Annotated in this window: 18 protein-coding genes, 3 tRNA genes and 2 rRNA genes; 5 read left to right on the top strand and 18 right to left on the bottom strand. The window is 55.2% G+C overall.

The window, feature by feature from the left end; genetic code table 11:
* Positions 1-74 precede the first annotated feature (74 nt).
* From QFX07_RS00115 to QFX07_RS00100, 4 genes are all read left to right on the top strand, one after another.
* Complete coding sequence (locus QFX07_RS00115; protein ID WP_279754411.1) at positions 75-1472, top strand: galactokinase; 1398 nt, start codon at positions 75-77, stop codon at positions 1470-1472.
* Positions 1473-1910: 438 nt separating this feature from the next.
* Entirely contained in the window at positions 1911-2075 is a 165-nt protein-coding gene (locus QFX07_RS00110; RefSeq protein WP_279741944.1) for a ribosome recycling factor, read from the top strand.
* Between the two features lie 498 nt (positions 2076-2573).
* Positions 2574-2894, top strand: a complete 321-nt coding sequence (locus QFX07_RS00105; RefSeq protein WP_279741945.1) for a glutaredoxin domain-containing protein — start codon at positions 2574-2576, stop codon at positions 2892-2894.
* A gap of 1 nt (position 2895) precedes the next feature.
* The gene (locus QFX07_RS00100) at positions 2896-3714 is read left to right on the top strand and encodes a shikimate 5-dehydrogenase (protein ID WP_279754410.1); all 819 of its coding nucleotides are present in this window, start codon (positions 2896-2898) and stop codon (positions 3712-3714) included.
* A 375-nt stretch (positions 3715-4089) separates the two neighbouring features.
* Here QFX07_RS00100 and QFX07_RS00095 read toward each other — a convergent pair whose 3' ends face one another.
* Positions 4090-4872, bottom strand: a complete 783-nt coding sequence (locus tag QFX07_RS00095; protein WP_279754409.1) for a rhomboid family intramembrane serine protease — start codon at positions 4870-4872, stop codon at positions 4090-4092.
* A gap of 158 nt (positions 4873-5030) precedes the next feature.
* Positions 5031-5558 (bottom strand): peptidylprolyl isomerase, encoded by a 528-nt coding sequence (locus QFX07_RS00090; RefSeq protein WP_279741948.1) that lies wholly within the window; start codon positions 5556-5558, stop codon positions 5031-5033.
* Between the two features lie 173 nt (positions 5559-5731).
* On the opposite strand from QFX07_RS00090, the gene QFX07_RS00085 reads away from it, so the two are divergent.
* Positions 5732-6067: a hypothetical protein gene (locus QFX07_RS00085; protein WP_070684764.1), complete on the top strand. Its 336-nt coding sequence runs from the start codon at positions 5732-5734 to the stop codon at positions 6065-6067.
* Between the two features lie 265 nt (positions 6068-6332).
* On the opposite strand, the gene rrf (QFX07_RS00080) is transcribed toward QFX07_RS00085, so the two are convergent.
* From rrf (QFX07_RS00080) to dnaA, 16 genes are all read right to left on the bottom strand, one after another.
* Positions 6333-6449, bottom strand: a 5S ribosomal RNA gene (gene rrf, locus QFX07_RS00080).
* Positions 6450-6452: 3 nt separating this feature from the next.
* Positions 6453-6525, bottom strand: a tRNA-Ala gene (locus QFX07_RS00075).
* A 91-nt stretch (positions 6526-6616) separates the two neighbouring features.
* Complete coding sequence (locus QFX07_RS00070) at positions 6617-7798, bottom strand: acetamidase (RefSeq protein ID WP_279754408.1); 1182 nt, start codon at positions 7796-7798, stop codon at positions 6617-6619.
* Between the two features lie 206 nt (positions 7799-8004).
* Positions 8005-8457 carry a DUF3349 domain-containing protein gene (locus QFX07_RS00065; RefSeq protein ID WP_279741950.1) on the bottom strand — a complete coding sequence of 151 codons (453 nt, stop codon included), beginning with the start codon at positions 8455-8457 and terminating at the stop codon, positions 8005-8007.
* 50 nt (positions 8458-8507) lie between these two features.
* Positions 8508-8813 (bottom strand): hypothetical protein, encoded by a 306-nt coding sequence (locus QFX07_RS00060; protein ID WP_279741951.1) that lies wholly within the window; start codon positions 8811-8813, stop codon positions 8508-8510.
* Positions 8814-8815: 2 nt separating this feature from the next.
* On the bottom strand, positions 8816-10045 hold the full coding sequence (locus QFX07_RS00055) for an inorganic phosphate transporter (RefSeq protein ID WP_279741952.1): 1230 nt from the start codon (positions 10043-10045) through the stop codon (positions 8816-8818).
* Between the two features lie 556 nt (positions 10046-10601).
* Positions 10602-10718 (bottom strand): 5S ribosomal RNA (gene rrf, locus QFX07_RS00050).
* A 3-nt stretch (positions 10719-10721) separates the two neighbouring features.
* Positions 10722-10794, bottom strand: a tRNA-Ala gene (locus QFX07_RS00045).
* Between the two features lie 144 nt (positions 10795-10938).
* Positions 10939-11012 (bottom strand) — tRNA-Ile (locus QFX07_RS00040).
* Positions 11013-11211: 199 nt separating this feature from the next.
* Positions 11212-11793 (bottom strand): DUF3566 domain-containing protein, encoded by a 582-nt coding sequence (locus QFX07_RS00035; protein ID WP_279741953.1) that lies wholly within the window; start codon positions 11791-11793, stop codon positions 11212-11214.
* Positions 11793-14423: a DNA gyrase subunit A gene (gene gyrA, locus QFX07_RS00030; RefSeq protein ID WP_279754407.1), complete on the bottom strand. Its 2631-nt coding sequence runs from the start codon at positions 14421-14423 to the stop codon at positions 11793-11795. Before gyrA ends, QFX07_RS00035 begins: the two co-directional genes overlap by 1 nt.
* A gap of 79 nt (positions 14424-14502) precedes the next feature.
* A complete protein-coding gene (gyrB, locus tag QFX07_RS00025) occupies positions 14503-16533 on the bottom strand; it encodes a DNA topoisomerase (ATP-hydrolyzing) subunit B (RefSeq protein WP_279754406.1) in 2031 nt (676 codons plus the stop codon).
* Between the two features lie 417 nt (positions 16534-16950).
* Positions 16951-17646 carry a DciA family protein gene (locus QFX07_RS00020; RefSeq protein ID WP_279741956.1) on the bottom strand — a complete coding sequence of 232 codons (696 nt, stop codon included), beginning with the start codon at positions 17644-17646 and terminating at the stop codon, positions 16951-16953.
* A complete protein-coding gene (gene recF, locus QFX07_RS00015) occupies positions 17639-18880 on the bottom strand; it encodes a DNA replication/repair protein RecF (protein ID WP_279741957.1) in 1242 nt (413 codons plus the stop codon). The genes QFX07_RS00020 and recF overlap by 8 nt, the downstream gene beginning before the upstream one ends.
* A 205-nt stretch (positions 18881-19085) precedes the next feature.
* Positions 19086-20210 (bottom strand): DNA polymerase III subunit beta, encoded by a 1125-nt coding sequence (gene dnaN / locus QFX07_RS00010; protein ID WP_279754405.1) that lies wholly within the window; start codon positions 20208-20210, stop codon positions 19086-19088.
* Positions 20211-20998: 788 nt separating this feature from the next.
* The gene (gene dnaA, locus QFX07_RS00005; protein ID WP_279754404.1) at positions 20999-22699 is read right to left on the bottom strand and encodes a chromosomal replication initiator protein DnaA; all 1701 of its coding nucleotides are present in this window, start codon (positions 22697-22699) and stop codon (positions 20999-21001) included.

Below are 22699 nucleotides of genomic sequence, written 5' to 3'. Positions count from 1 at the left end.
CCGGAGTGTATCGGGTATGGGCGGGGTGTCGTTTATGTCTTGGTGCCCTGTTGGGGCTTGATTAGAGGTGTTCCATGTCGATGACCGCTACCGCCCAGTGGGCGGCTCTTCCGGACCATAGTGCGGAGATTGCGCGTGTACGTGAGGAGTTTATTACTGCGTATGGTTATGAGCCGGATGGTGTGTGGTCTGCGCCTGGGCGTCTGAATCTTTTGGGCGAGTACATTGATTTTTTGGGTGGTTCGTGCCTGCCGATGCCACTGCCGTACCGCACCTATGTGGCGGGTGCGTTGCGTCGTGATGGCGTGTTGCGTGCGGCTTCTTTACAGATGCCCGGCGATGAGCGCACGGTTGTGATTCGCGATATTCAGCCGGGTCATTTGAAGGGCTGGTTCACCTATGTGGCGGGTGTTGCGTGGGCGATGAATCAGGAGGGCGGCAGGGATATTATGCTGCCCGATGAGTTTGGTGCTGACCTACTGATTAATTCTCGTGTTCCGGTGGGTGGCGGTTTGTCGTCGTCAGCGGCTTTGGAGTGTTCTACTGCGTTGGCGTTGTTGGAACTCTCGTGTCTGGTGCGTAAGGATTGCCCTGAGGCGGATGCTACCCCGGCTGATAGTGATGCATTGCGTGCGCGTCTGGCCCAGGTGTGCATTACGGCTGAGAATAAGGTAGCTGGCGCGCATACGGGTGGCCTGGATCAGACGGCATCGTTGCGTTCGCATCCGGAGCAGGCTCTGGTGGTTGATTTCCGTGATTTTTCGATTGAGCCGGTTGCGGTGGATATTGCCCAGCATGGTCTGAGTTTTTTGGTGATTGATACGAACACTCCACATGAGCTGACGGATGGCGGTTTTGCGGCTCGTCGTGCGGCGTCTGAGGCGTGCGCTGACGCTTTGGGTCTGCGTTTTTTGCGTGATGCTTTGCCACAGGATTTGTCCTGCGGGGGTATGGATGCGCGTGTGGCGAAGGCATGGCGTGCTGATTTGGTGGATTCTTCGGTGAATCGTGCCCTGGATGCTCTCGAGGACGCGGGTCGTCCGTGTTCGTTCCCGCGTGGTTGGGTACGTCATGCATTCCACGATATGACTCTGGTGGGTCGTGCGAGCTATCTGTTGCAGCATACTGATGAGTTGGGTTACGCGGCGTTTGAGGAGGCGGGCCGTATTTTTATGGAGTCCTTTGTGTCGATGCGTGATGAGTTGCGTGTTTCTCGCCCTGAGATTGATGTTGCGGTGCAGGTGTGTCTGGATCAGGGCGCGCTGGGTGCCCGTATTGTGGGTGGCGGTTTTGGTGGCGCGGTGATGGCGCTGATTCCGACCTCTCAGCTGGAGGCTGCCGCGGATGCGGTGGCAACTGCGTATGCTGTGCGCGGCTATGCGGCGCCTCGTTTTTTGCCGATGGTTGCTGGTTTTGCAGCGTCTCATGATTGGGCTGCGGGCGCTACTCCTACGGATATTCCTGTGTTGTAGGGTTGGGCACTGAGGTCTGTCATAAGTCGGTGGGGTGCCATAGGGGCGTTTTTTGGGGTTTTGAACAATATTCATAGCTGGAAGTTTCCTGCGAGTTTCTGCAAATTTCCTCCGCTTATCCCCCGTAATAGCGCACTGATAAGCTATAATTTTTTTGGTCATTGATCAAAAGTGGTGTTACGTTTTCTGAGGGTGGTTTTTCTTTCCCTCGCGGGTATGTAGACTTATCTATCGACGGACACAATCCGTGAGCTGTAAAGTTTCAATGCGTATAATCCGGCACATGGATAGTATCTGCACTTGGGTTCTACCGTCAGGCATAAACCCAGTTTGCAGGTTTCGTCTACCAAAGCATTACACTCCGATTTCGCCAGCACGGCGAATCACCCCTCACCACAAGTGAGGCTTAGAGCGCGAAAGTGCAGAAAGGAGGCCCCCGTGGGCTTCGACATCAAGGGCACCGTTGAGCAGGGTCTCGACAAGGCTAAGGAAGTTATCAACGACACGGCTGGCAAGGAGGTCGTCACCGACGAGCAGATTGCCAAGGTTGAAGAGGTCGTGACCGACAACGTCTCCAAGCTGACCGAGAAGTTCGGCAAGTAAGGCAACAGCATCCTTTGGATTGGCGCCTTACCTCACCTCCTCATGGGGTAGGGCACCATTCCTCTGGATTTGCATTTCAGGCTTTCGCTCAACATCTCTCTCGAATAATGGGGCGCTCTGCCCCACCTGGGTTCTTTCATTCACCAACTCACTCGGCTTATTGCTCAGCTTCAGTTACCACCGGGTATCCTGTTTTCACTCTTCTTTTACTCTTACTCAGCACAAGTGCTCGCACTTTCTCGCGAACTGTATACGCCCCGCATCATTGGTCCGGCAACCTTGGTGTGGGGCGTATGCCGTTAAAGCGCGGGGCGAAGACTTCTGGGAGAGTGTTGCGCGGGCTGGGGGGGTACTGCTCGGATGTTCGCCCTATGAGGACCTCTCCCCCACCCCTGTAACCTCAGGCTATGCTTGATATGTCAATTTTATTAAGCTACGCTCTCAGGCAGGTTTCAGCGCCTCCTGAAGACCGCGGAGCACCCCATCTATGGAGGAACCATGTTTGAACGTCAGCAGTCCGATCAGCAGAAGGCACGCGAGGTCATGAAGGATGGCGGCGTCGTCATTTATTGGCGTCCCGGCTGTCCTTATTGCGAGGCTCTGGATTCTAAGCTGGGTGAGCTGGGCGACCACGCTACCTGGGTCAACATTTGGGAAGACCCGCAGGCTGAGGCACACGTGAAGTCCCTCAACGACGGCAACGCAATCGTTCCCACCGTGGACACCGGCGACACCCACTTTGTGGTTGCTGACCTGGTGAGCCGCAACAAGGTGAAGAAGCTGATTCAGAACACTCTCGACGCTGGCGGCGAGGCTTAAGATGGCTCGCCCTGCGCTGAACCGCGATACGGCGATCTGTATTTCTCTGTCTGGTCATCCGTCAAATCACGGCATTAAGTTCCATAACTATCTGTATGAGAAGCACGGTCTGGATTACCTATACAAGGCGATGACCACCACTGATATTGAGGGTGCTATCGCCGGCGTGCGTGCACTGGGTATTCGCGGCTGCTCGGTGTCTATGCCGTTCAAGCAGGCTGTTATTCCGCTGATAGACGATATGGATCACTCGGCTGCGGTTATTGGTGCAGTAAACACGATTATGAACACTGACGGCTTCTTGAAAGCGTACAACACGGATGTGATTGCGGTAGCTTCCCTGCTGCGTTCGCATAATGTGGATCCGTCGCTACCGTTCCTGCTGCGTGGTTCGGGCGGTATGGCGGCGGCTGTGACTGGCGCGTTCTTTGACGCAGGCTTCTCGCAGGGCATGATTATAGCCCGCAACGAGAAGACAGGCCGTGCGCTGGCTGAGCGTTACGAGTACGCCTGGGCACCGGAGGTGGGCAATCTGCGAGCGCCAATTCTGGTGAACGTGACCCCGATTGGCATGGCTGGCAGTGAGGAGAGCGAAGAGCTGTCTTACCCGCAAGAGGCTATTACTGAGGCGCAGGTGGTCTTTGATGTGGTGGCGATGCCCGTTGAGACTCCACTGGTGCGTGCAGCTCGCGCGGCAGGTAAGGAAGTTATTCACGGCGGTGAAGTGATTGCTCTGCAGGCTGCTGAGCAGTTCCGTCTGTACACCGGTGTGGAGCTCACTCCCGAGGAGGTTGAGGAGGCGGAGGCTCAGGCAAATTAGGTTCGCGCCCGCTGCTTCTTTGCCCCGTGAGGGGCTCGATACGTGAAAGTGCCCGGAAAGTTGATCTGTCCGGGCACTTTTTATTTTCTCCGGTGCATAGCACCGGAATTTTTTGTAATTACACACACCCTGGTGTTTAAAGTTTTCCACATCTGTGGAGAAATCTGGGGAAAACTCTTACACCCGTGTAATTCAGCCTGTGTAATTCGATTGTTTTAGCCTGTATCTACAGATTTTTAACCTACACTCACAATCGTGGAATTACACGAATGTAGTTATACACAGTGTGGAAAACTACTGTGGATAACGTATATCAGTGTCGGATTTCGCGGTTTTTCAGGCTCAATACCTGCCGTTGAGCCACTCTTGAGGGCTTTACGGCAGCGGATTCGAGGACTCGGGCTTCTTCGCAAAAGGAAAAAGTAGCAGCGTCAGCAGTACGCCGCCTATAAAGCCACCCGCGTGGCACGCGTGGGAAATATTTGACGAAGCCACAAGGCTATAGATGACATTTACCGCGGTAATCATGGCAAACACACGGGCGGTGTCCTTCTGCTTCATGATGATCAGTAGGGTCAAGAACGAACCCATCAGGCCAAAAATACCTCCGGAGGCACCCACCACACTGGTTGCAGGAGCCAATACATACACGCCGATGGCTCCAAAGACGATTGAGCCCAGATACACGAAGAGGAACTTCCAGCGGCCCATCATGCGTTCGAGGGACACGCCGTAGATAAACAGATTAATCACGTTCCACACCAGGTGCATCGGGTCATTCTGCGAATGCAGAAAACCGTAGCTAATGATGCGGTAGTACTCGCCGTGCTGGACGTAGGGCCACCAGATGGCGCCATGTTTAACGACCCATTGGCTGGGGATGATCTGTTGCAGGCCGTAAATCGTAGCGGTTATCAAAATGAGCGTGTAGCTAATATGCCAATGGTGCGCCAGGAAGGAGCCCTGCGCCTTCGAGCTGCCGCCCGTGAGATCGCGGTAGCAATCGGGGCAGACCATCCCCACGTCCAGTGCCACCTGGCATTCGCCGCAGACAGTTCGATTGCAGCGCCCACACTGGGCGTAGCTCACGCGGTTGGGGTGGTTGATGCAGACCGTGGGGGTCTGTGCATAGCCTGCGTAGTTGGGAAAGTTCTCCACTGAACCTCCAAAGGTTGTGTACCAGTTCATCCGAAGGTGGTGTATGTGGGCATATAAGCGCAGGGGCCCACCGGAAGAATCCTGGCGGGCCCCTGAACTATACGTGTTTTCTCAATACCTTCAGCAGAATGCTTGTATGAGCTTTCTGATCGGGTTTGTTAGAGCTTTTCGATATCGATCGAGGAGATGACAACGTCCTTGACCGGGCGGTCCTGGAAGCCGGTCTCAACGCCCTCAATAGCGTCAACAACCTTCTTGGATGCCTCATCGGTAACCTCACCGAAGATAGTGTGGCGACCGTTCAGCCAGGGGGTCTCAACGGTGGTGATGAAGAACTGAGAACCGTTGGTGCCGGGGCCTGCGTTAGCCATTGCCAGCAGGTAGGGCTTGGAGAAGGAGAGCTCGGGGTGAATCTCGTCCTTAAACTGGTAGCCGGGGCCACCAACGCCCATGCCCAGGGGGTCGCCACCCTGAATCATGAAGTCCTTGATGATGCGGTGGAACACGACGTCCTTGTACAGGGGGGTGTTCATGATTTCACCGGTGCGGGGGTGCTTCCACTGACGGGAGCCGTCAGCCAGGCCGATGAAGTTTTCAACAGTCAGCGGTGCGTGGTTGCCGAAGAGCTCGACGATGATGTCACCGTAGTTAGTGTGGATAGTTGCCTTAGCAGTTGCATTAGTCATGGCTCTATTGTGGCACGGGGCGGTGCTCATTCGCCATCTAACATATTTTTTCGCCCCGGGCGCACCGTTGAGCGGGCTTTTTGGGCGGGAATTGAATATCCTGAGAGGTGAACACTACGCGCGCGGCGGCGTTTTCTGGTTGCTAGCGCATTTTAACCGATGGAGGTCACCCTATGTTCTGCTGCAAGAAGCGTAAGGCACGCAAGGCCGCTAAGGCTCAGGCTATCGTCTCTTCTCTGGCTGCTGTTGAATCCGCGCTGGAAGGCAAGACCGCTGAGATGTTCGCTGAGAAGCTGACCGGCAACAAGAAGGCCCTGAACAAGGCTCGTAAGGCTACCGCGAAGACCGTTCGTTCCGCTGAGAAGGAACTGGCTCGTATTGAGCGTAACGGCGGCAAGCGCCCCCGTAAGGGGCTGGCGTTCCTGGGTCTGCTGGTTGCTCTGGGTGTTGCGGGCGCTGCAGCCTATAACGCAGCTCGCCCCGTGGAGGACCCCTGGAAGAACGCATAAGCGTTATATTCCCCGTTTTTCCTCTCTACACGTTCTGAGACGCCGCTAGCGGCGTGAGGGAGTGCTTTATGAAAGATAGCCGCCCGCTAGAGTTGTGCTCTGGTGGGCGGCTATTTATTTATTTTTTTAGGGGGGCAGAGGCAAAAGGAGGCGCTAGAGATAGAGCACTAAATCTCCTTGGGTGCACCCTGCTGTATTTCCCTGAGATACCCGGATATACAAAGAACCCCATGTCTTTCAACATGGGGTTCTCGGTTCAAAAATAAACCGGCAATAACCTACTCTCCCACACCCTCAAAAGTGCAGTACCATCGGCGCGAAGAGTCTTAGCTTCTGGGTTCGGAATGGAGCCAGGCGTTTCCCTCTTGCTATAATCACCGGAAAGTGGAGGCGAGGGGACTCGAACCCCTAACCCTCTGCTTGCAAAGCAGATGCGCTACCAATTGCGCCACGCCCCCGTGGTGCCCTACTAGTCTATAACAACTTTTACGACTTCACCAAATCCTCAGGTGCATTTTTTTAGTTAAACCCATCACATTACTGAGGGATTTAGGTAATAACCTCACCCGGCACTGTCGCCTCACGCTTCGTCAGAGCCTGCAGGGAGGCACTAACTTCCTGCAGGTACTTACGAACCGCAGTGCGTTGTGCCTCCTTCGCAGTCTCCTCCTTCGACTCAGGAGCCGTGAAACCCACCTTAAACCCATCCCGCTGGCTCGCCGACGGATATTTCTCGCGAGCATTCCACACCAGTGAGAACGACGCCAAAGTGTTGAGCTCCTTCTTCGTGGCAGCCTTCGACAACACATCAGTGACCGTTGCCACACGCGAAGACTCGGCAACACTCACCGAAATCTTCGACTGCGCACCCGAGGGCAGGCTCAGTGCCTTCTCCGGAGCCAACTGAATATTCAGGTGAATCTGCTGTACCCTCTCGTTCTTCAAATCCAGCTCAGCCAGAGTACGGAAACGCTTCATCAGGGATTCATAGTTCTCATCAATCACTGCAGTATTCAGATGCAGCTCATCTGCCAGCAGGCCCACCTGGGCGTAGCTCGCAGTCGTTCCCAGAGCCGCGTTAGCGGTCAGCACCTTCAGCCACTGCTCTTCCTTCAGGATTGCCGATTCGTTCACGCGTAGCGGGCTCACCGGCGCATCCGTCACCGTATGAGCAATATTCTGCGGGTCATTCGCCAAGTCCACACCTCCGTAGGTGACGCTCAGCCGATTCAAAGAACCGTAGACAGACAGGTTTGTCAGCGCTGTAGCAGCCACCGGCAAATCGGCCTGTGCCGCCTCCGTGAGGGAGAAAGAACCCACCAGACGCAGATCCTGCTCACGGCGCCCCTGACCCACATAGATACGCCCCAGCGACTCAATCTTCAGGTAGCGGGTATCGATATTTTCACGAATCAGACGCTCGCGGCGCACCAACAGCTTCTCGGTTGAAACCACCGCTGCCGCATCCTCGCCCAGCACTCCGGTTGCCGCAATCTGCGGCATTGCGGCGAGCACCCCGGTGGCGGCAACCACGCCGCCTGTCAGAAGCAGTGAGCGGCGGGGCACCACGAGGTGGCGCATCTGCCCGGCAATAGCCTTGCGAGCGGCATTTACGCGAGTAGATGGGGTCTGAGCAACAGAGTCCTCAGCGGCAACCGATGCCGCCTCAGAAGAGCCCTGAGCGGATGTAATGTGAGAGTTCTCGGGTTCAGGGGTAGGTGAAGAAGACACAGAATCTCCATAGTGAGAGCGAGCGCAAAGCCCACCGGCGGTTTGAGGGGAGTGAAGTCCCTCTAGAATACCGCTCGCGTCCTTACATCTGCTAAAGAATCGCGGCGCATCAATCACAAGGGCATAAAGAAAATCTATGGGGTGGACTCAGTCCACCCCATAGATCATAAGCTTCATGAGAGCTCTGAACTCTCAGCACAGATTATTTAGGCTTCCTCAACCGAAGCAGCGTTCGGAGCCGGGATATTAGCCGACTCAGCAGCAAGCTCCGCAATGCGAATCTCACCGGTCGTCGGATCCTCATACGCAACATACTCGGTGCCGCCTGCGAGGGGCTCTGCATCCTCGTTCACGTGATTCTCCGCAATTAGGAAACCGTGAGCACCAAGAATCTTAGCGACACGATCAATATCCTGAGGAGTCGGAGTATGGTCCACCACGCGACGCATGTACTCATTAATGCGCTGGTCACTGACATATGCCTCACCACGGGCAGCGCGAGACTGCATGAGCTGACGAACAACTTCTTGCAGCTGCTCATCGGTCAGACGCATCTTCAAAATAGCCATCACTGCCGCACGGTCCTGCACCGGAACATCCTTGGGATACCCGATGCTCAGCCAGTCGATTACTCGAGAGATTATGCTCTTATCAGGCACCGAGCCCCTCCTTCAAAGCAGTCATCATATGCAATTTAGTGTTCACGGGATTAGTGGCCTCCACCGGTTACGCCGAAGATATTCCAGCCGAAAGTGTGGTCGATAAAGTCCTTAGCGACCCAGAGAATACCGATGATTACGATTGCTACGATAATAGCAAAAATGCAGGACGCGGCAATCTTCGCCATCGTTCCCGGAGGCTCAATTTCCACAAGCTTGCCGTCTGCCGTGTATTCGGTACGACCGGCCAGCAGACGCAGACCCATCGCATACAGTGCCGGAAGGCCCGCACCGAAGAACAGACCGGCGATAAACACCGGAATGACCTTATCTAGAATGTCGATTACGTACTGCATGGCTACGAACCTGCCTTCTCAGTAGCAAGAGTCTGAGCTTCTGCGGATACTTCAGCGCTGGTGACTGCAGCGCCTTCCTTTTCATCCCAGTCGCCAGTCACATTCGAAGCATCAATGTTGTCCTTCCGGGAATGGCGCCACATCAGGAAGCAGAAGATAATCAGCAACGCAAACACGGTCATTTCGCCAACAAACTGAGTACCGCTCAGAGTATTCAGGCCGTGACCAATCAACCAGGTCAGCGCACCTACAATTGCAGCAGCCGGCAGAGTAATCAGCCAAGCAACCACCATACGGCCAGCAACGTACCAGCGAACCTCAGCGCCCTTACGACCCAGGCCACTACCCAGAATCGAGCCGGATGCCACGTGAGTGGTGGACAGTGCCATACCGAAGTGCGAAGAGGTCAGAATAATCGCAGCAGACGCGCCATCAGCAGCAACGCCCTGAGGGGTATCCACCTCAACAATGCCCTTACCGAGGGTACGGATAATGCGCCAGCCGCCCAGGTAAGTACCCAGGGCAATAGCAACAGCACAGGATGCCTTCACCCACATGGGAATCGCATCGTCATTGTTCAGGGTGCCCGAAGCAACCAGAGCCAGGAAAATCACGCCCATGGTCTTCTGCGCATCGTTGGTACCGTGTGCCAGAGACATCAGGGAGGCGGTCGCAATCTGTCCCTTGCGGAAACCACCGTGCTTACGGTCATCAGCAACCGGAGCAGCAATACGGTAAACCAGCCAGGTACCGGTTGCTGCCACGATAGCCGCGATGACGGGGGAGAGAACCGCGGGAACAATAATCTTGGACAGAACGCCCATCCACTGCACTCCGTCAAAGCCGATAGCGACAATAGCCGAACCAATCAGGCCACCGAACAGAGCGTGCGACGAGGAGGAGGGAAGACCCAAAAGCCAGGTCAAAACGTTCCAGAGGATGCCGCCAACCAGGCCGGTAAAGACGATGAGCATCAGCGCTGAACCATCCGTCGCTACATCGATACGGTCTAGGTTCACGATACCGCTACCGACCGAGCGTGCCACCTCAACGGAGAGGAATGCGCCCACAAGGTTCAGGGACGCAGAAAGCGCCACGGCGGTCTTAGGCTTCAGAGCACCGGTTGCAATGGAGGTTGCCATCGCGTTACCGGTGTCATGGAAGCCATTCGTAAAGTCGAAGGCGAGCGCGGTAAGCACCACGATCACGAGAATAATGAGTTCTGTAGTCACAAGAAAATTATCTGTCGGTTTTCGCGAAATCTAAAGTATTCCGGATTAACACGAAATAACAGATGAACCCATATCTATTTACGGGTTTTCGTGAGGGTTTCACTGGAGAGCCTACATTTTAGGAGCAAAAACACTGAAATTCCGCGGCAGGATAGGTGCACCCAACAGAATATTTAAGTTGGTTTATGTGGCTTAAGCGTAGACGTGGGGGAGAGGGGCGATTATATCCATCGATAGGCTAAAGTGTGTTCACCAAGTGTTCACCTTCAGGAACCTCCCAGCTTTCTTTTTTGTGACTCATCTTTATTATTCAGACCTCATTTATCCCTCATTCACGCCCAAGCAGCACCCTTTTCGCTGCAGATGTGGGTTTCGATCAACTGTACTTGCCATCACACGCCAAGATCACCAAGCTACAGTCAAGAGCTCCCCTCAAAGACCGCAAGCATACATAGGTCAGATACAACATGGGACAGATGCCCAGATTGCCATATACCAGCTTCAGCATACAACAAAAGACCCCGCATCTTTCGATACGGGGTCTTTTTCAAAAAGAAACCGGCAATGACCTACTCTCCCACACCCTCAAAAGTGCAGTACCATCGGCGCGAAGAGTCTTAGCTTCTGGGTTCGGAATGGAGCCAGGCGTTTCCCTCTTGCTATAATCACCGGAAAGTGGAGGCGAGGGGACTCGAACCCCTAACCCTCTGCTTGCAAAGCAGATGCGCTACCAATTGCGCCACGCCCCCGTCTCAGCGGAAACCACTGTTTAGTTATTCTTCCAAGCCTTCACGACTTCATTGCTCTGATACTTCTTCAAGATCTTCACAGTGACACACGAAATAACAGTAAGAATCAATAATCTCTTCATTATTGCCTTTCATAGTGTGGAGTGGGCGTACCAAGAATCGAACTTGGGACCTCTTCGTTATCAGCGAAGCGCTCTAACCGTCTGAGCTATACGCCCTCCCTCTGCGGAATTTCTTCCGTAGAACGAAATATAACTATACAGGTTTTTGAAGGTAACACCAAACCAAAAAAGCATGTTCTGCATCACATTTAATATCGAAGGTTCCCGAGCATACAGAACGGGGACATACAGAACGAGCGGCACCGTCTCCATCGGAGACAGTACCGCCCGCATACAAAGCTCAAAAAGCTACAAACTAGGACTCATCGCTCAGAGTCAAGGTCACGCCACCAACCAGCTTCGCAGCCAGGTTGTAAAGAATCGCGCCAATCATACCCAGCAGAGTAAAGACTACAGTATTGGCCACAGCAAAAATAGTAGTCACCAAAGCAACCTGACCCAGCGAAATCATCTGCGAAATATCTACAGCAGTCGAACCGGTACCCAGAGAGCTAATCAGCTGGTTCACACCGACAAACGCGCCAGAAGCCTGCAGGAACAGCCACAGAATCACCGAAGCCACCACAGTCACAATGCCCAGAGCAATAGACAGCAGGAAGATCAGCTTAGCCACCGACCACGTATCAACCTTCTGAACCACCAAACGCGCGCGACGAATCTTCGAACGCGGCGCCGGACGCACCAACTGACGGCGCGAACCGGTCGGACGCTTAGTCTTTACAGGGCGCTTGCCAGCAGGACGCTTAGCGGTACCGCCAGGACGAGCCTGACCCGAACGCGACTGAGCCGGGCGACGCGCACCAGCCTTAGCCGCACCCGAAGACTTGGATGCGCCAGCCGACGCCGAACGCTGTGTCGACGCAGGAGTGCTGCTCATTAGTTACCTCCAGTAGCGGTGAGATCGGCAGTTGCCGCTTCACCCTCGTTGTCCGTACCGGGCGTCTCAGAAGACTCCGAAGCCTCGGTGTTCTCAGTGGTTTCATCGTCGCTATCATCCAGCTGACGATCCTGGTTGCGCGCAACACCAATAATAGAATCGCCCTTACTGGGCTTTGCAAAGATAACACCCATAGTATCGCGTCCCTTCGCGGGAACCTCATTCACGTTCGAGCGAACGACCTTACCGCTGGCCATAACCACCAGCACCTCGTCCTCTTCATCCACAATGAGGCCACCCACCAGGGCGCCACGATCCTCAACTAGCTTAGCAACCTTAATGCCAAAACCGTTACGGCCCTGCACGCGATACTCATCCACGCTCGTACGCTTCGCGTAACCACCCTCAGTGACCACGAAGACGAAGGAGCCCTCAGTGACCACATTCGCAGAAATCAGCTCATCGCCCTCACGGAACTTCATACCGGTCACACCGGAAGTGGAGCGACCCATCGGACGCAGCGACTCATCATCAGCGTGGAAGCGCAGCGACATACCGTTACGCGACACCAGCAGAATATCGTCCTGAGCCGACACAGTGAACGCCGAAACAACCTCATCGCCCTCACGCAGGTTAATCGCAATCAGGCCGGCAGTACGGTTCGTATCGTAATCGCTCAGGCGGCTCTTCTTCACCATACCGCCGCGAGTAGCAAGCACCAGGTACTCAGCATCGTCGTAACTCTTCAGCTCCATGACCTGAGCAATATGCTCGCTGCCCTGGAACTCCAGCAGGTTCGCAATGTGCTGGCCCTTCGCGTCACGGCCAGCTTCCTGCAGCTCGTAACCCTTCGCACGGTACACGCGACCCAGGTTCGTGAAGAACAGAATCCAGCTGTGCGTAGTCGTCACAAAGAAATGCTCCACCACATCATCACCGCGCAGAGAGGCACCCTTAATACCCTTACCACCTCGGTGCTGGCTACGGTACTGATCACTGCGGGTGCGCTTAATGTAGCCGCCGCGAGTAATCGTAACCACGACCTCCTCCTCAGGGATGAGGTCCTCCATGGACATGTCACCGTTGTAGCCGTACATAATCTGGGTGCGACGCTCATCGCCGTAGCGATTCACAATCTCGCCCAGCTCCTCAGAGATAATCTCGCGCTGGCGAGTCTCCGAGGCAATAATCGCGTTGTACTCAGCAATCATACGCATCAGCTCATCGTGGCGATCCTGAATCTTCTGACGCTCCAACGCAGCCAGACGACGCAGCTGCATGTTCAGAATTGCCTGCGCCTGAGCTTCATCAATCTGCAGGAACTCCATCAGGCTGCTACGCGCCTCATCAGCGGTGGGGGAGCGGCGAATCAAGGCGATAACCTCATCCAAAGCATCCAGAGCCTTCAGTAGGCCACGCAGGATGTGCGCCTCTTCCTCCGCCTGACGCAGACGGTAACGGGTACGACGAACGACAACGTCCATCTGGTGATCCACCCAGTGACGCACAAACGCGTCCAGGGACAGGGTACGCGGCACACCATCAACAATGGCGAGCATATTCGCGGAGAAGTTTTCCTGCAGCTGGGTGTGCTTGTACAGGTTGTTCAACACAACCTTCGGGGAAGCATCACGCTTGAGCACAATCACCAGACGCTGACCGGTACGACCCGACGTCTCATCGCGCAAATCCGCGATGCCGCTGACCTTACCGTCCTTGATGAGCTCAGCAATCTTAATTGCTAGGTTATCCGGGTTTGCCTGGTACGGCAGCTCGGTCACCACAAGACAGGTACGACCGTGGATTTCTTCCACGTTGACCACCGCGCGCATGGTAATGGAACCACGACCGGTACGGTACGCATCCTCAATGCCCTTGGTGCCCAGAATCTGTGCACCGGTGGGGAAGTCGGGGCCCTTAATGCGCGCCATCAGCGCGTTCAGCAGCTCATCATTGGTGGCGTGCGGGTTCTTCAGGAACCACTCCACACCCTCGGCAACCTCACGCAGGTTATGCGGCGGAATATTAGTCGCCATACCCACAGCAATACCCGAAGAACCGTTAACCAGCAGGTTCGGGATGCGTGAGGGTAGAACGGTAGGCTCCAGGGACTTGCCGTCGTAGTTGGGCTGGAAATCAACGGTGTCTTCGTTGATATCACGCACCATCTCCAAGGCAATGGGAGCCATCTTGGTCTCGGTGTATCGAGGCGCTGCAGCACCGTCATTACCCGGAGAGCCGAAGTTACCCTGACCCAGTGCCAGCGGATAACGCATAATCCAGCTCTGAATCAGACGCACCAGAGTGTCGTAGATAGCGCTGTCACCGTGGGGGTGGAACTGACCCATCACATCGCCGACCACGCGGGCGCATTTGTTGAAGGATCGGTCCGGACGGTAGCCGCCATCGTACATCGCGTAGATCACACGGCGGTGCACCGGCTTGAGGCCGTCACGCACATCCGGCAGGGCACGACCGATAATAACCGCCATCGCATAGTCCAGGTAGGAACGCTGCATTTCAGTCTGCAGGTCCACCTGCTCAATGTGACCGTGGTGGTCTACGCTTTCAGCACCACCATTGCTGACTACGTCAACCTCGGTGGTCTCATTCTGGTGTTCTTCGCTCATAACTTTCTCATTTGTTTATGCCCCATAGAGCCATATACCTCATTTGACATATGTCATATGGGGTATATACCGTTTCGGGCTAGATATCAAGGAAACGAATGTCCTTGGCGTTCTGCTGAATAAACTCACGGCGAGCTTCCACATCTTCACCCATCAGAACAGAGAAGATCTGGTCAGCAGCAGCTGCATCCTCCATCTTCACCTGCAACAGGGTGCGGCGTGCTGGGTCCATGGTGGTGTCCCACAGTTCGGTGTAGTCCATCTCGCCCAGACCCTTGTAACGCTGAATACCGTTATCCTTGGGCAGGCGCAGGTTCTTTGCGGCACCACGATCCAGAGCCTCATCACGCTCAGCGTCCGAGTATACATAGTCGTGCGGCGCATTCGACCACTTGATGCGGTACAGCGGCGGCTGAGCCAGGTACACGTATCCGGCCTCAATCAGCGGACGCATAAAGCGGAAGAGCAGAGTCAGCAGCAGAGTCGTAATGTGCTGACCGTCCACATCCGCATCCGCCATCAGAACAATCTTGTGGTAACGAGCCTTCTCAATATCGAAGTCATCACCAATACCGGTACCGAAAGCGGTAATCATCGCCTGAATTTCAGCATTCGACAGGGCACGATCTAGGCGAGCTCGCTCAACGTTCAGGATCTTACCGCGCAACGGCAGAATAGCCTGAGTATTCGGGTTACGACCCTGGACCGCCGAACCACCCGCAGAGTCACCCTCCACCAGGTAAATCTCAGAAATCGACGGATCTTTCGAGGAGCAGTCCTTGAGCTTACCGGGCATGGAGCTGGTTTCCAGCAGACCCTTACGGCGGGTCGTCTCGCGTGCCTTACGAGCTGCAATACGTGCCTGAGCGGCAGTGATTGCGCGGCGCACGATATCCTTAGCCACCGCGGGGTTACGGCCGAACCAGTCGCCGAGGTGATCATTCACCTCACGCTGGGTGAAGGACTTAGCCTCCGAGTTACCCAGCTTAGTCTTGGTCTGACCTTCGAACTGCGGCTCAGAAATCTTAATCGAAATCACCGCGGTCAGGCCCTCACGCACATCTTCACCGGTGAGGTTATCGTCCTTATCGCGCAGCAGCTTGTTCTCACGCGCATAACGGTTCACCAGCGAGGTCAGAGCAGCACGGAAACCTTCTTCATGGGTACCGCCCTCATGGGTGTTAATCGTGTTCGCGTACGAGTAGACGGATTCCTTGTATGCACCGGTCCACTGCATTGCCACTTCCAGGCTCATATTGCGGTCGGTGTCTTCAGATTCGAAGGAGACAATCTCCTCGTTCACGATGGTCTTCGCACCTGCATTGAGGAAGTGCACATAGTCGAACAGGCCGTTGTCATAACGGTAGGTGACGGTCGTGAAACCCTCAGCATTCGCGCGCACGCGGTTGAGGGTATTCGCCTTCGCCTCGTCGGTAACCTCGTCACCAACGAACTTCTCGCGCTCATCAGTTAGGGTAATGGTCAACCCCTTGTTCAGGAACGCCATCTGCTGGAAACGTGCGCGCAGAGTCTCAAAGTCGAACTCAACAGTCTCGAAAATCTCAGGATCCGGGTAGAAGGTCTGGATAGTGCCGGTCTTATCGGAAGGCTCACCACGGCGCAGGGGGCCATCCGGCGCGCCACCGTTAGAGAAGGAGATATGCCATGCGTAGCCCTGACGGTGCACCTCGGTAATCACGCGGGTCGACAGTGCATTCACCACGGAGATACCCACACCGTGCAGACCGCCGGAGACCGAGTAGCCGCCGCCACCGAACTTACCACCGGCATGCAACACGGTCATAACAACCTCAACGGTGGACTTGTGCTCGGTGGGGTGCTCATCCACGGGAATACCGCGGCCATCATCCTTCACGCGGACAGAACCGTCAGCCTGAATGGTCACGTCAATTTCGGAGGCGTAGCCAGCGAGCGCCTCGTCAACCGAGTTATCTACAACCTCGTAGACCAGGTGGTGCAAACCGCGCTCAGTGGTCGAGCCAATGTACATGCCGGGGCGCTTGCGAACCGCTTCCAGACCTTCCAGCACGGTAATATCGGATGCACCGTATTCATGCTGCTGTTCAGATGCATTCTGTTCAGATGCCACGAGGCAGAACTCCTTGAGTAGATGATGCAACCGGCGAAGAAAAGTTACGGGTAGTCAAGAGCGGAGCCTAGAACGCCTCACAGAGGGCACAAGAAAGTGCCTATTACAACCCGTGCTGCCGGTAGCGCCCATAGGTGGGCACACTTTACGCATTGTCTCTTTTATTTTACCGAGCAAGAGAGCATAAAACCATCTGTATACGTCATTTATTGAGCTTTTTGAGGGCTATCACCCGTTCAAAAGCCCACAAAGGCGGTTTAGAGTGGTTCAACCCCCTCTTGAGGTAAGGGGGTACAGTTCACAGCCTCGTGGGGATTGCTGGCGCTTCTATAGCTTTCATGCCGTGTAGAAAAAGGCTTATTTTGACCTAACACTGTTCAACCAGAAGGTGCCCGAGGGTCGGGGTCAATCAGAAGGCTACCCGTATGTGTCACGTACACCGCGCATGCCGGTGGCGCGCCGATAGCCTCGCTGATTCCAGTGTCCGTTGTTCGGACCCAGTACTCGAACTTGAGCTACGATACCTTCACCCAGTTCGTGGCGGAATAGTTCAATGAGGTGCCCCTGCATCAGGCGCAGCTGAGTCGTCCAGGCGGTAGAGTCGCATTGGACTTCAACAATGGAGTTTTCGAAGCTGATCGGGCGGGTGTGCGCCGCGATTTCAGGACCCACCAGCTCTGCCCAGCGAGCCAGCACACTAGAGACTGCCACGGGCTCTTTCCATCCGCGAGAACGCATCAGAGCACTGACGATACCACCGAGGGGTTTGGGATCGCGAGAGCTCTCTCCGGGGCCGCTATAGCCGCCCATAACGCGGGGGTCCCAGCCCTGCGCTCGCAGTGATTTCTTCTTCGAGGCGGTACCGGACATGACCGCACCAAAATCGCGCATAATTTTATTCGCTGAGAAGACGTTCAGGGGCGCCTCGCCGCGTTCTTGAGCTGCCACTCGCATGCGGGTCAGCAGGGCGGAGGGGGCATCCACCTCGTCACGGTAGAACTCACCTACGCAGTCAACCTCGCGCGGATTTTGAGTCTCCACAAACTGCGATTCCGCGAATTCATCGAATGTTTCACGTGAAACATGGTTTTGGGGACGGGTGGGGTTACTCATTGCCGTCACTCTCCTCGAGCGCAGAATCGGTTGAGCTCGACCGTCCCGCAGAGTCAGTGACAGAGTCGGTGGCAGGATGCGCATACTCGGCGTGTCCCGCGGTCACCGACACCAGCCGGTAGTCGCCCAGCTCCTCCGGAATATCACTAAGTACCGCGCAGGTAATCAGCACCTGCTCCGCACCAGCAACCATCGCACCCAGGCGGTGGCGGCGCGCAGAATCCAGCTCCGCAAACACATCATCAAGAATCAGAATCGGCGAAGAACCCACCGAGGAGTCATCCTCAACATGCACAAACCAGGACGCCAATTTCAGTGCCAGCGCAAAAGACCAGCTCTCCCCGTGCGAGGCAAAATGCTTCACCGGCATGCCGCCGAGAAGCAGGGTAATATCCTCACGGTGCGGACCCACCAGGGTCACGCCACGCTCAATCTCATCGCGCCTACGCTCCGCAAAACCACGCATCAAAGCCTCCTTGAGGTCCTCAATGCGCATCAGCGCCGCATGCTCGATTGAGCGCTCGCCCATGCTCGAAAAAACAGTCGACTCATAGTTGAACCCGACCTCTTTAGAGCCGTCCGTCAGCCCCGCATAGGCACGGCGAAGCTGCGGCAAAAAACGCTGCAGCAGACGAAAACGCGCAGAAAGCAGCTGGGCGCCCAGAGTCGACAGCTGCTCATCCCACACCAAGAGTGTGCTCAAAGCGTTCTCGTCCCGCGCCTTACGCTGCATGGATTTCAGCAGCGAATTACGCTGCCGCAAAATCCGCTCATACTCGCTACGGTAGCCGGCAACCACCGGACGCAAAGAGATAGCCAGCTCATCCACAAAACGACGACGACCCGCAGGATCCCCCTTCACCAATTGAAGATCCTCCGGAGAAAACAGCACCGTGCGGGCAATACCCAGCGCCTCCTTAGCACGAACCGGCGCGGCACGATTAATGCGCACCCGGTTACTCTGCCCCGGAGCAATCTCAAACTCAGTCACCGTCTGCTGCGAACCACGCACCGTACGGGTGCGAATATAAGCTCGCAAAGCGCCCATCCGCACCAGCGGTCCGTCATAACTTACACGGTGCGAAGATAGCGACGCTGCATAGTCGATCGCCTCAACAATGTTGGTTTTCCCCACACCATTCGAGCCCAGAAACACCGTAACTCCCGCCGAAAGAGGCAGACTCAGCAGAGCGTAGGTGCGGTAATCCAACAACGAAATATGGTCGATATACACCGGAAGCTCCTTTCACGGGGTTTCATACGCGGGTTCTTAGCTAGGGTTCTTATCTTAGGGCTTCACGGCACCCTGCTGGAAGGCACAGTGAGAGGTCACAATACTAGGTTTTTCCGCGTGGATGAGCACAGAAAAAACAGCGCAACCCCGCACATACTCGCGGCGCATGGGCACCGAAAGACGTACGGGGCGGCAAAGGCTGGAACTAGTTCGACGGCAGGCGAACCGGCATCAGCAGGTAACGGTAGTTGCGGTCATCCTCAGCCAGAGGCTCGTTCTGACCGGAAATCACGGCGGGCTTCGGCGCATCGGTGAAGGAGAAACGAACAAACTCAGTACCGAAAACCTTCAAACCATCCGAGAGGTAGGCGGGGTTGTACGCAACGGTGATGTCATTACCTGACAGGTGCGCCTGCAGAGTCTCGGAAGCCTGAGCCTCATCACCGCGGCCGGCATCAATAGCAACCGAACCCTGAGTGAATTTCAGACGCAGGGGAGTATTGCGCTCCGCCACGAGGGAGATACGTCGAGCAGCCTCAGCCAGATCGGAGGTGCGAACAACTGCGTGGATCGGGGTCTGCTCCGGGAACAGTGCGCGGATGTTGGGGTAGTCACCGTCCATTAGAACACTGGTGGTGCGGCGGGAGCCGGCAGTAAAGCCGATCAGCTCGCCGGCGGCGGGCAGAGCGATAGACAGTTCACCAGATCCGGAGAGGGTGCTACCGACCTCGGAGACGGTCTTAGCCTTCAGTAGCACAGCCGCCTGAACATCGGGATTGACCGGGTTCCACTTAATTTCGCGCATTGCCAGGCGATAGCGGTCGGTGGCAAGCAGGGTCATGGTGTCGCCATTAATTTCTACGCGGATACCGGTCAGCAGCGGCAGGGTCTCATCTTTGGACACCGCAATCTGAACCTGCTTAACGGCTTCAGCGAACTCAGCGCCGTCCACGGTACCGGAAATTTCGGGAAGCTCGGGAAGCTCAGGGTAGTCCACGACCGGCATGCCAGCCAGCTGGAAGTTAGCGGAACGGCAGTGAATACGAATAACGGACTCATCTGCAGTGAACTCGACGGGCGCGTTCGGCAAAGAACGGCAAATTTCTGCCAGGATTTTGCCGGGAACCAGGCAAACGCCTTCTACTTCAACATCGGCTGCAATGACCTGACGGGCGCTGGTCTCGTGATCGAAGCTTGCGATGCTAACCTCACCTGCGGAGGCGGTAATCAGCAGACCGTTGAGTACGGGGGAGGTGGGACGCAACGGAAGTGAGCGTGCCGTCCAGCCGACTGCTTCGGCAAGGACATCGCGTTCAACGGTGAATTTCATCGAGAAGGCGCCTTTCACGGAATTAGATAGTAGTTTTTGGGCGCACGTAAAACTTTGGACGATAGAGCCGGAAATACCGCGTGCTCTGATGCGCAGTGAATCTTCCGCGCGCGCGTCTATCCATCCTACCGGATTTTGTAATTACACAGAGACTCGAAGGTCAATCCTGTAGTGAAAAATTGGGTGGGGAAAGGCATTAAGGGCCGCTGTATTTTTGTAATTACAAAGATAGGTGGAAGATGCAGTGAATCCGGTCGAAAAAAGATTCGAACTAGATGATGATTCAGTGTTGGTTTCTTATGCAAACCCAAGCTCAGAGATAGCATCGCAGCAATCAATCCAAATCCGCAAAAATCTACGATTTTCAGTAGGGACACATAGAAAAACCTGAACCAACCCGGTTTGCTGAGCAGAACGACTTGTTATGGGGAGGATTTTTTCTTTAAGTACAGTAGTATTGTTAACGCTTGTGGAAACGGTGGAAAACCCCTTCCTTGCCTGCAATGACACGGAAGTAGCCTGTGGACATTAAGTGGAAGAATCCACTCAGTGCTGAGGATGCATTGTGTATGGATATTTATACATTTTCTCGATTCCACACCTTTTGAATATTCATGCACTTAACGTCCACACGAATGCATGAGTTAAAGCACAGCTTATCCACACCCCGAAAATCCACTTTTTCGAGTCACTAAAATCCTTGAATCCAGCGTGAATGCTCGCCCGGAATCCTATAAAACATCTAGTCGAGGCGCAAAATAAGCTACGGAACGGGGAGAAAAGCACATTTAGCCGGCGGCGCGCTGCTCCTGGCGGATCAAATTCGTCAGTTCAGTCACCTGATTGAAAATTGTCTGACGTTCAGCCATCTGTGCGCTCACCTTACGCACCGCGTGCATCACCGTCGTATGGTCGCGGCCACCCAAATCGTTGCCAATACGCGGTAGAGACATCTCGGTCAGCTCACGCAGAAGATACATCGCCACCTGACGCGCATTCGTGAGTGTACGGGTGCGAGACTTCGACTGCATATCCTCAATGGAGACATCAAAATACTTCGCCACCGTCGCCAAAACCAGTGCTGATGTAATCTCCGCGCCACCGGTATCAGAGAGCAAATCCTTCAGATAAGTCTCAGCCTCAGCCAGGGTAATGGGCTCCGGCGGCTTCTTCATTGAGGCGGCAGCGCTCGCACGAATTAGCGCGCCCTCCAACTCGCGAATATTGGCCGTGACATGGGACGCAATGTATTCCATGACGTCATCGCGCACCGGCAAAATCTCGTTCTGAGCCTTCTTCCGCAGAATCGCGATACGAGTCTCCAGCTCCGGAGGCTGCACATCCACATTCAGGCCTGAACCGAACCGTGAACGCATACGCTCAGCAAAACCGGTCAGCTGCTTCGGCGGCAAATCAGAGGTAATCACGATCTGCTTCTGGTGGTTATACAGGGCGTTAAACGTATGGAAGAACTCTTCCATCGTCGCCTCTTTACCCGCCAAAAACTGGATATCGTCAATCAGCAGAACATCGACATTGCGGTAAATCTGCTTGAACGACGAACCCTCATCGTCACGAATCGAGTTAATGAAGTCATTCGTGAACTCCTCAGAATTCACGTAGCGCACCCGCAAATTCGGGTACAGATACTTGGTGTAGTGGCCGATCGCGTGCAGCAGGTGGGTCTTACCCAGACCCGAACCGCCGTAGATGAACAGCGGGTTGTAGACAATGCCGGGTTGCTCCGCCACTGCGAAAGCGCTTGCGTGCGCAAAGCGGTTGGACTGACCAATCACGAAGGTGTCGAAGGTGTAATTCGGGTTCAGTCGGGCAGAGCTATCCCAAGTCGGCGCGTTTTCCGGGTCTTCATGCGGATGCACCTGCTGAGCCTCCGGTACCGCCGGGGCGTCCGGAACGAAAGAAGGTGTCGGGTATTCGCGAGGAGATGGCGCCTCAACAGGAGCTGTCGGAGCGGGCTGCTGTACGGAGGGGAATCCGGCACGCTCCGCCTCCAAAGCATGCATAGAGGGGCAGGTGACCTGCTCATCAGCGGGCACCTCGTAGTGGTCCGGACCCGGATGCGGCTCCGTGTAGTACTCAAAGGCACGCGAGCCAGCGGGCGTCTCGGGATGCACAGAAGCCGTCGTTATCGAAGGGGTTGGCTGGTGCTCAACAGGAACCTCACGCTCACCCTGGAAAACGTCCTGACTTGCAGGTTCAACCGGAAGCATCGACTCATTCACATCGAAAAGCGCGGTGGTTGAGGGGCCAAAAGCCTCGTGCAGAGCCGCACGGAACGAAGCACTAATCTGTTCCTCGAAGACTGCACGGGTCAGCTTATTCGGCACCTCAATGATGAGACGAGAAGAACCCATCAGACCCTGAGGCTGCGCAAGATTCACGAAACCACGCTGACGTGCCGTCACTGCCGGATCAGCGGCAAGAATAGAGATCAGATGCGCCCAGCGCGCCTGAAGGGAGTCGGTCAT

The organism is Rothia similimucilaginosa (assembly GCF_029850985.2).
GTDB lineage: Bacteria > Actinomycetota > Actinomycetes > Actinomycetales > Micrococcaceae > Rothia.
Note: the sequence above shows the minus strand (reverse complement) of the source record. Positions and strands in the feature narration are given on the sequence as shown.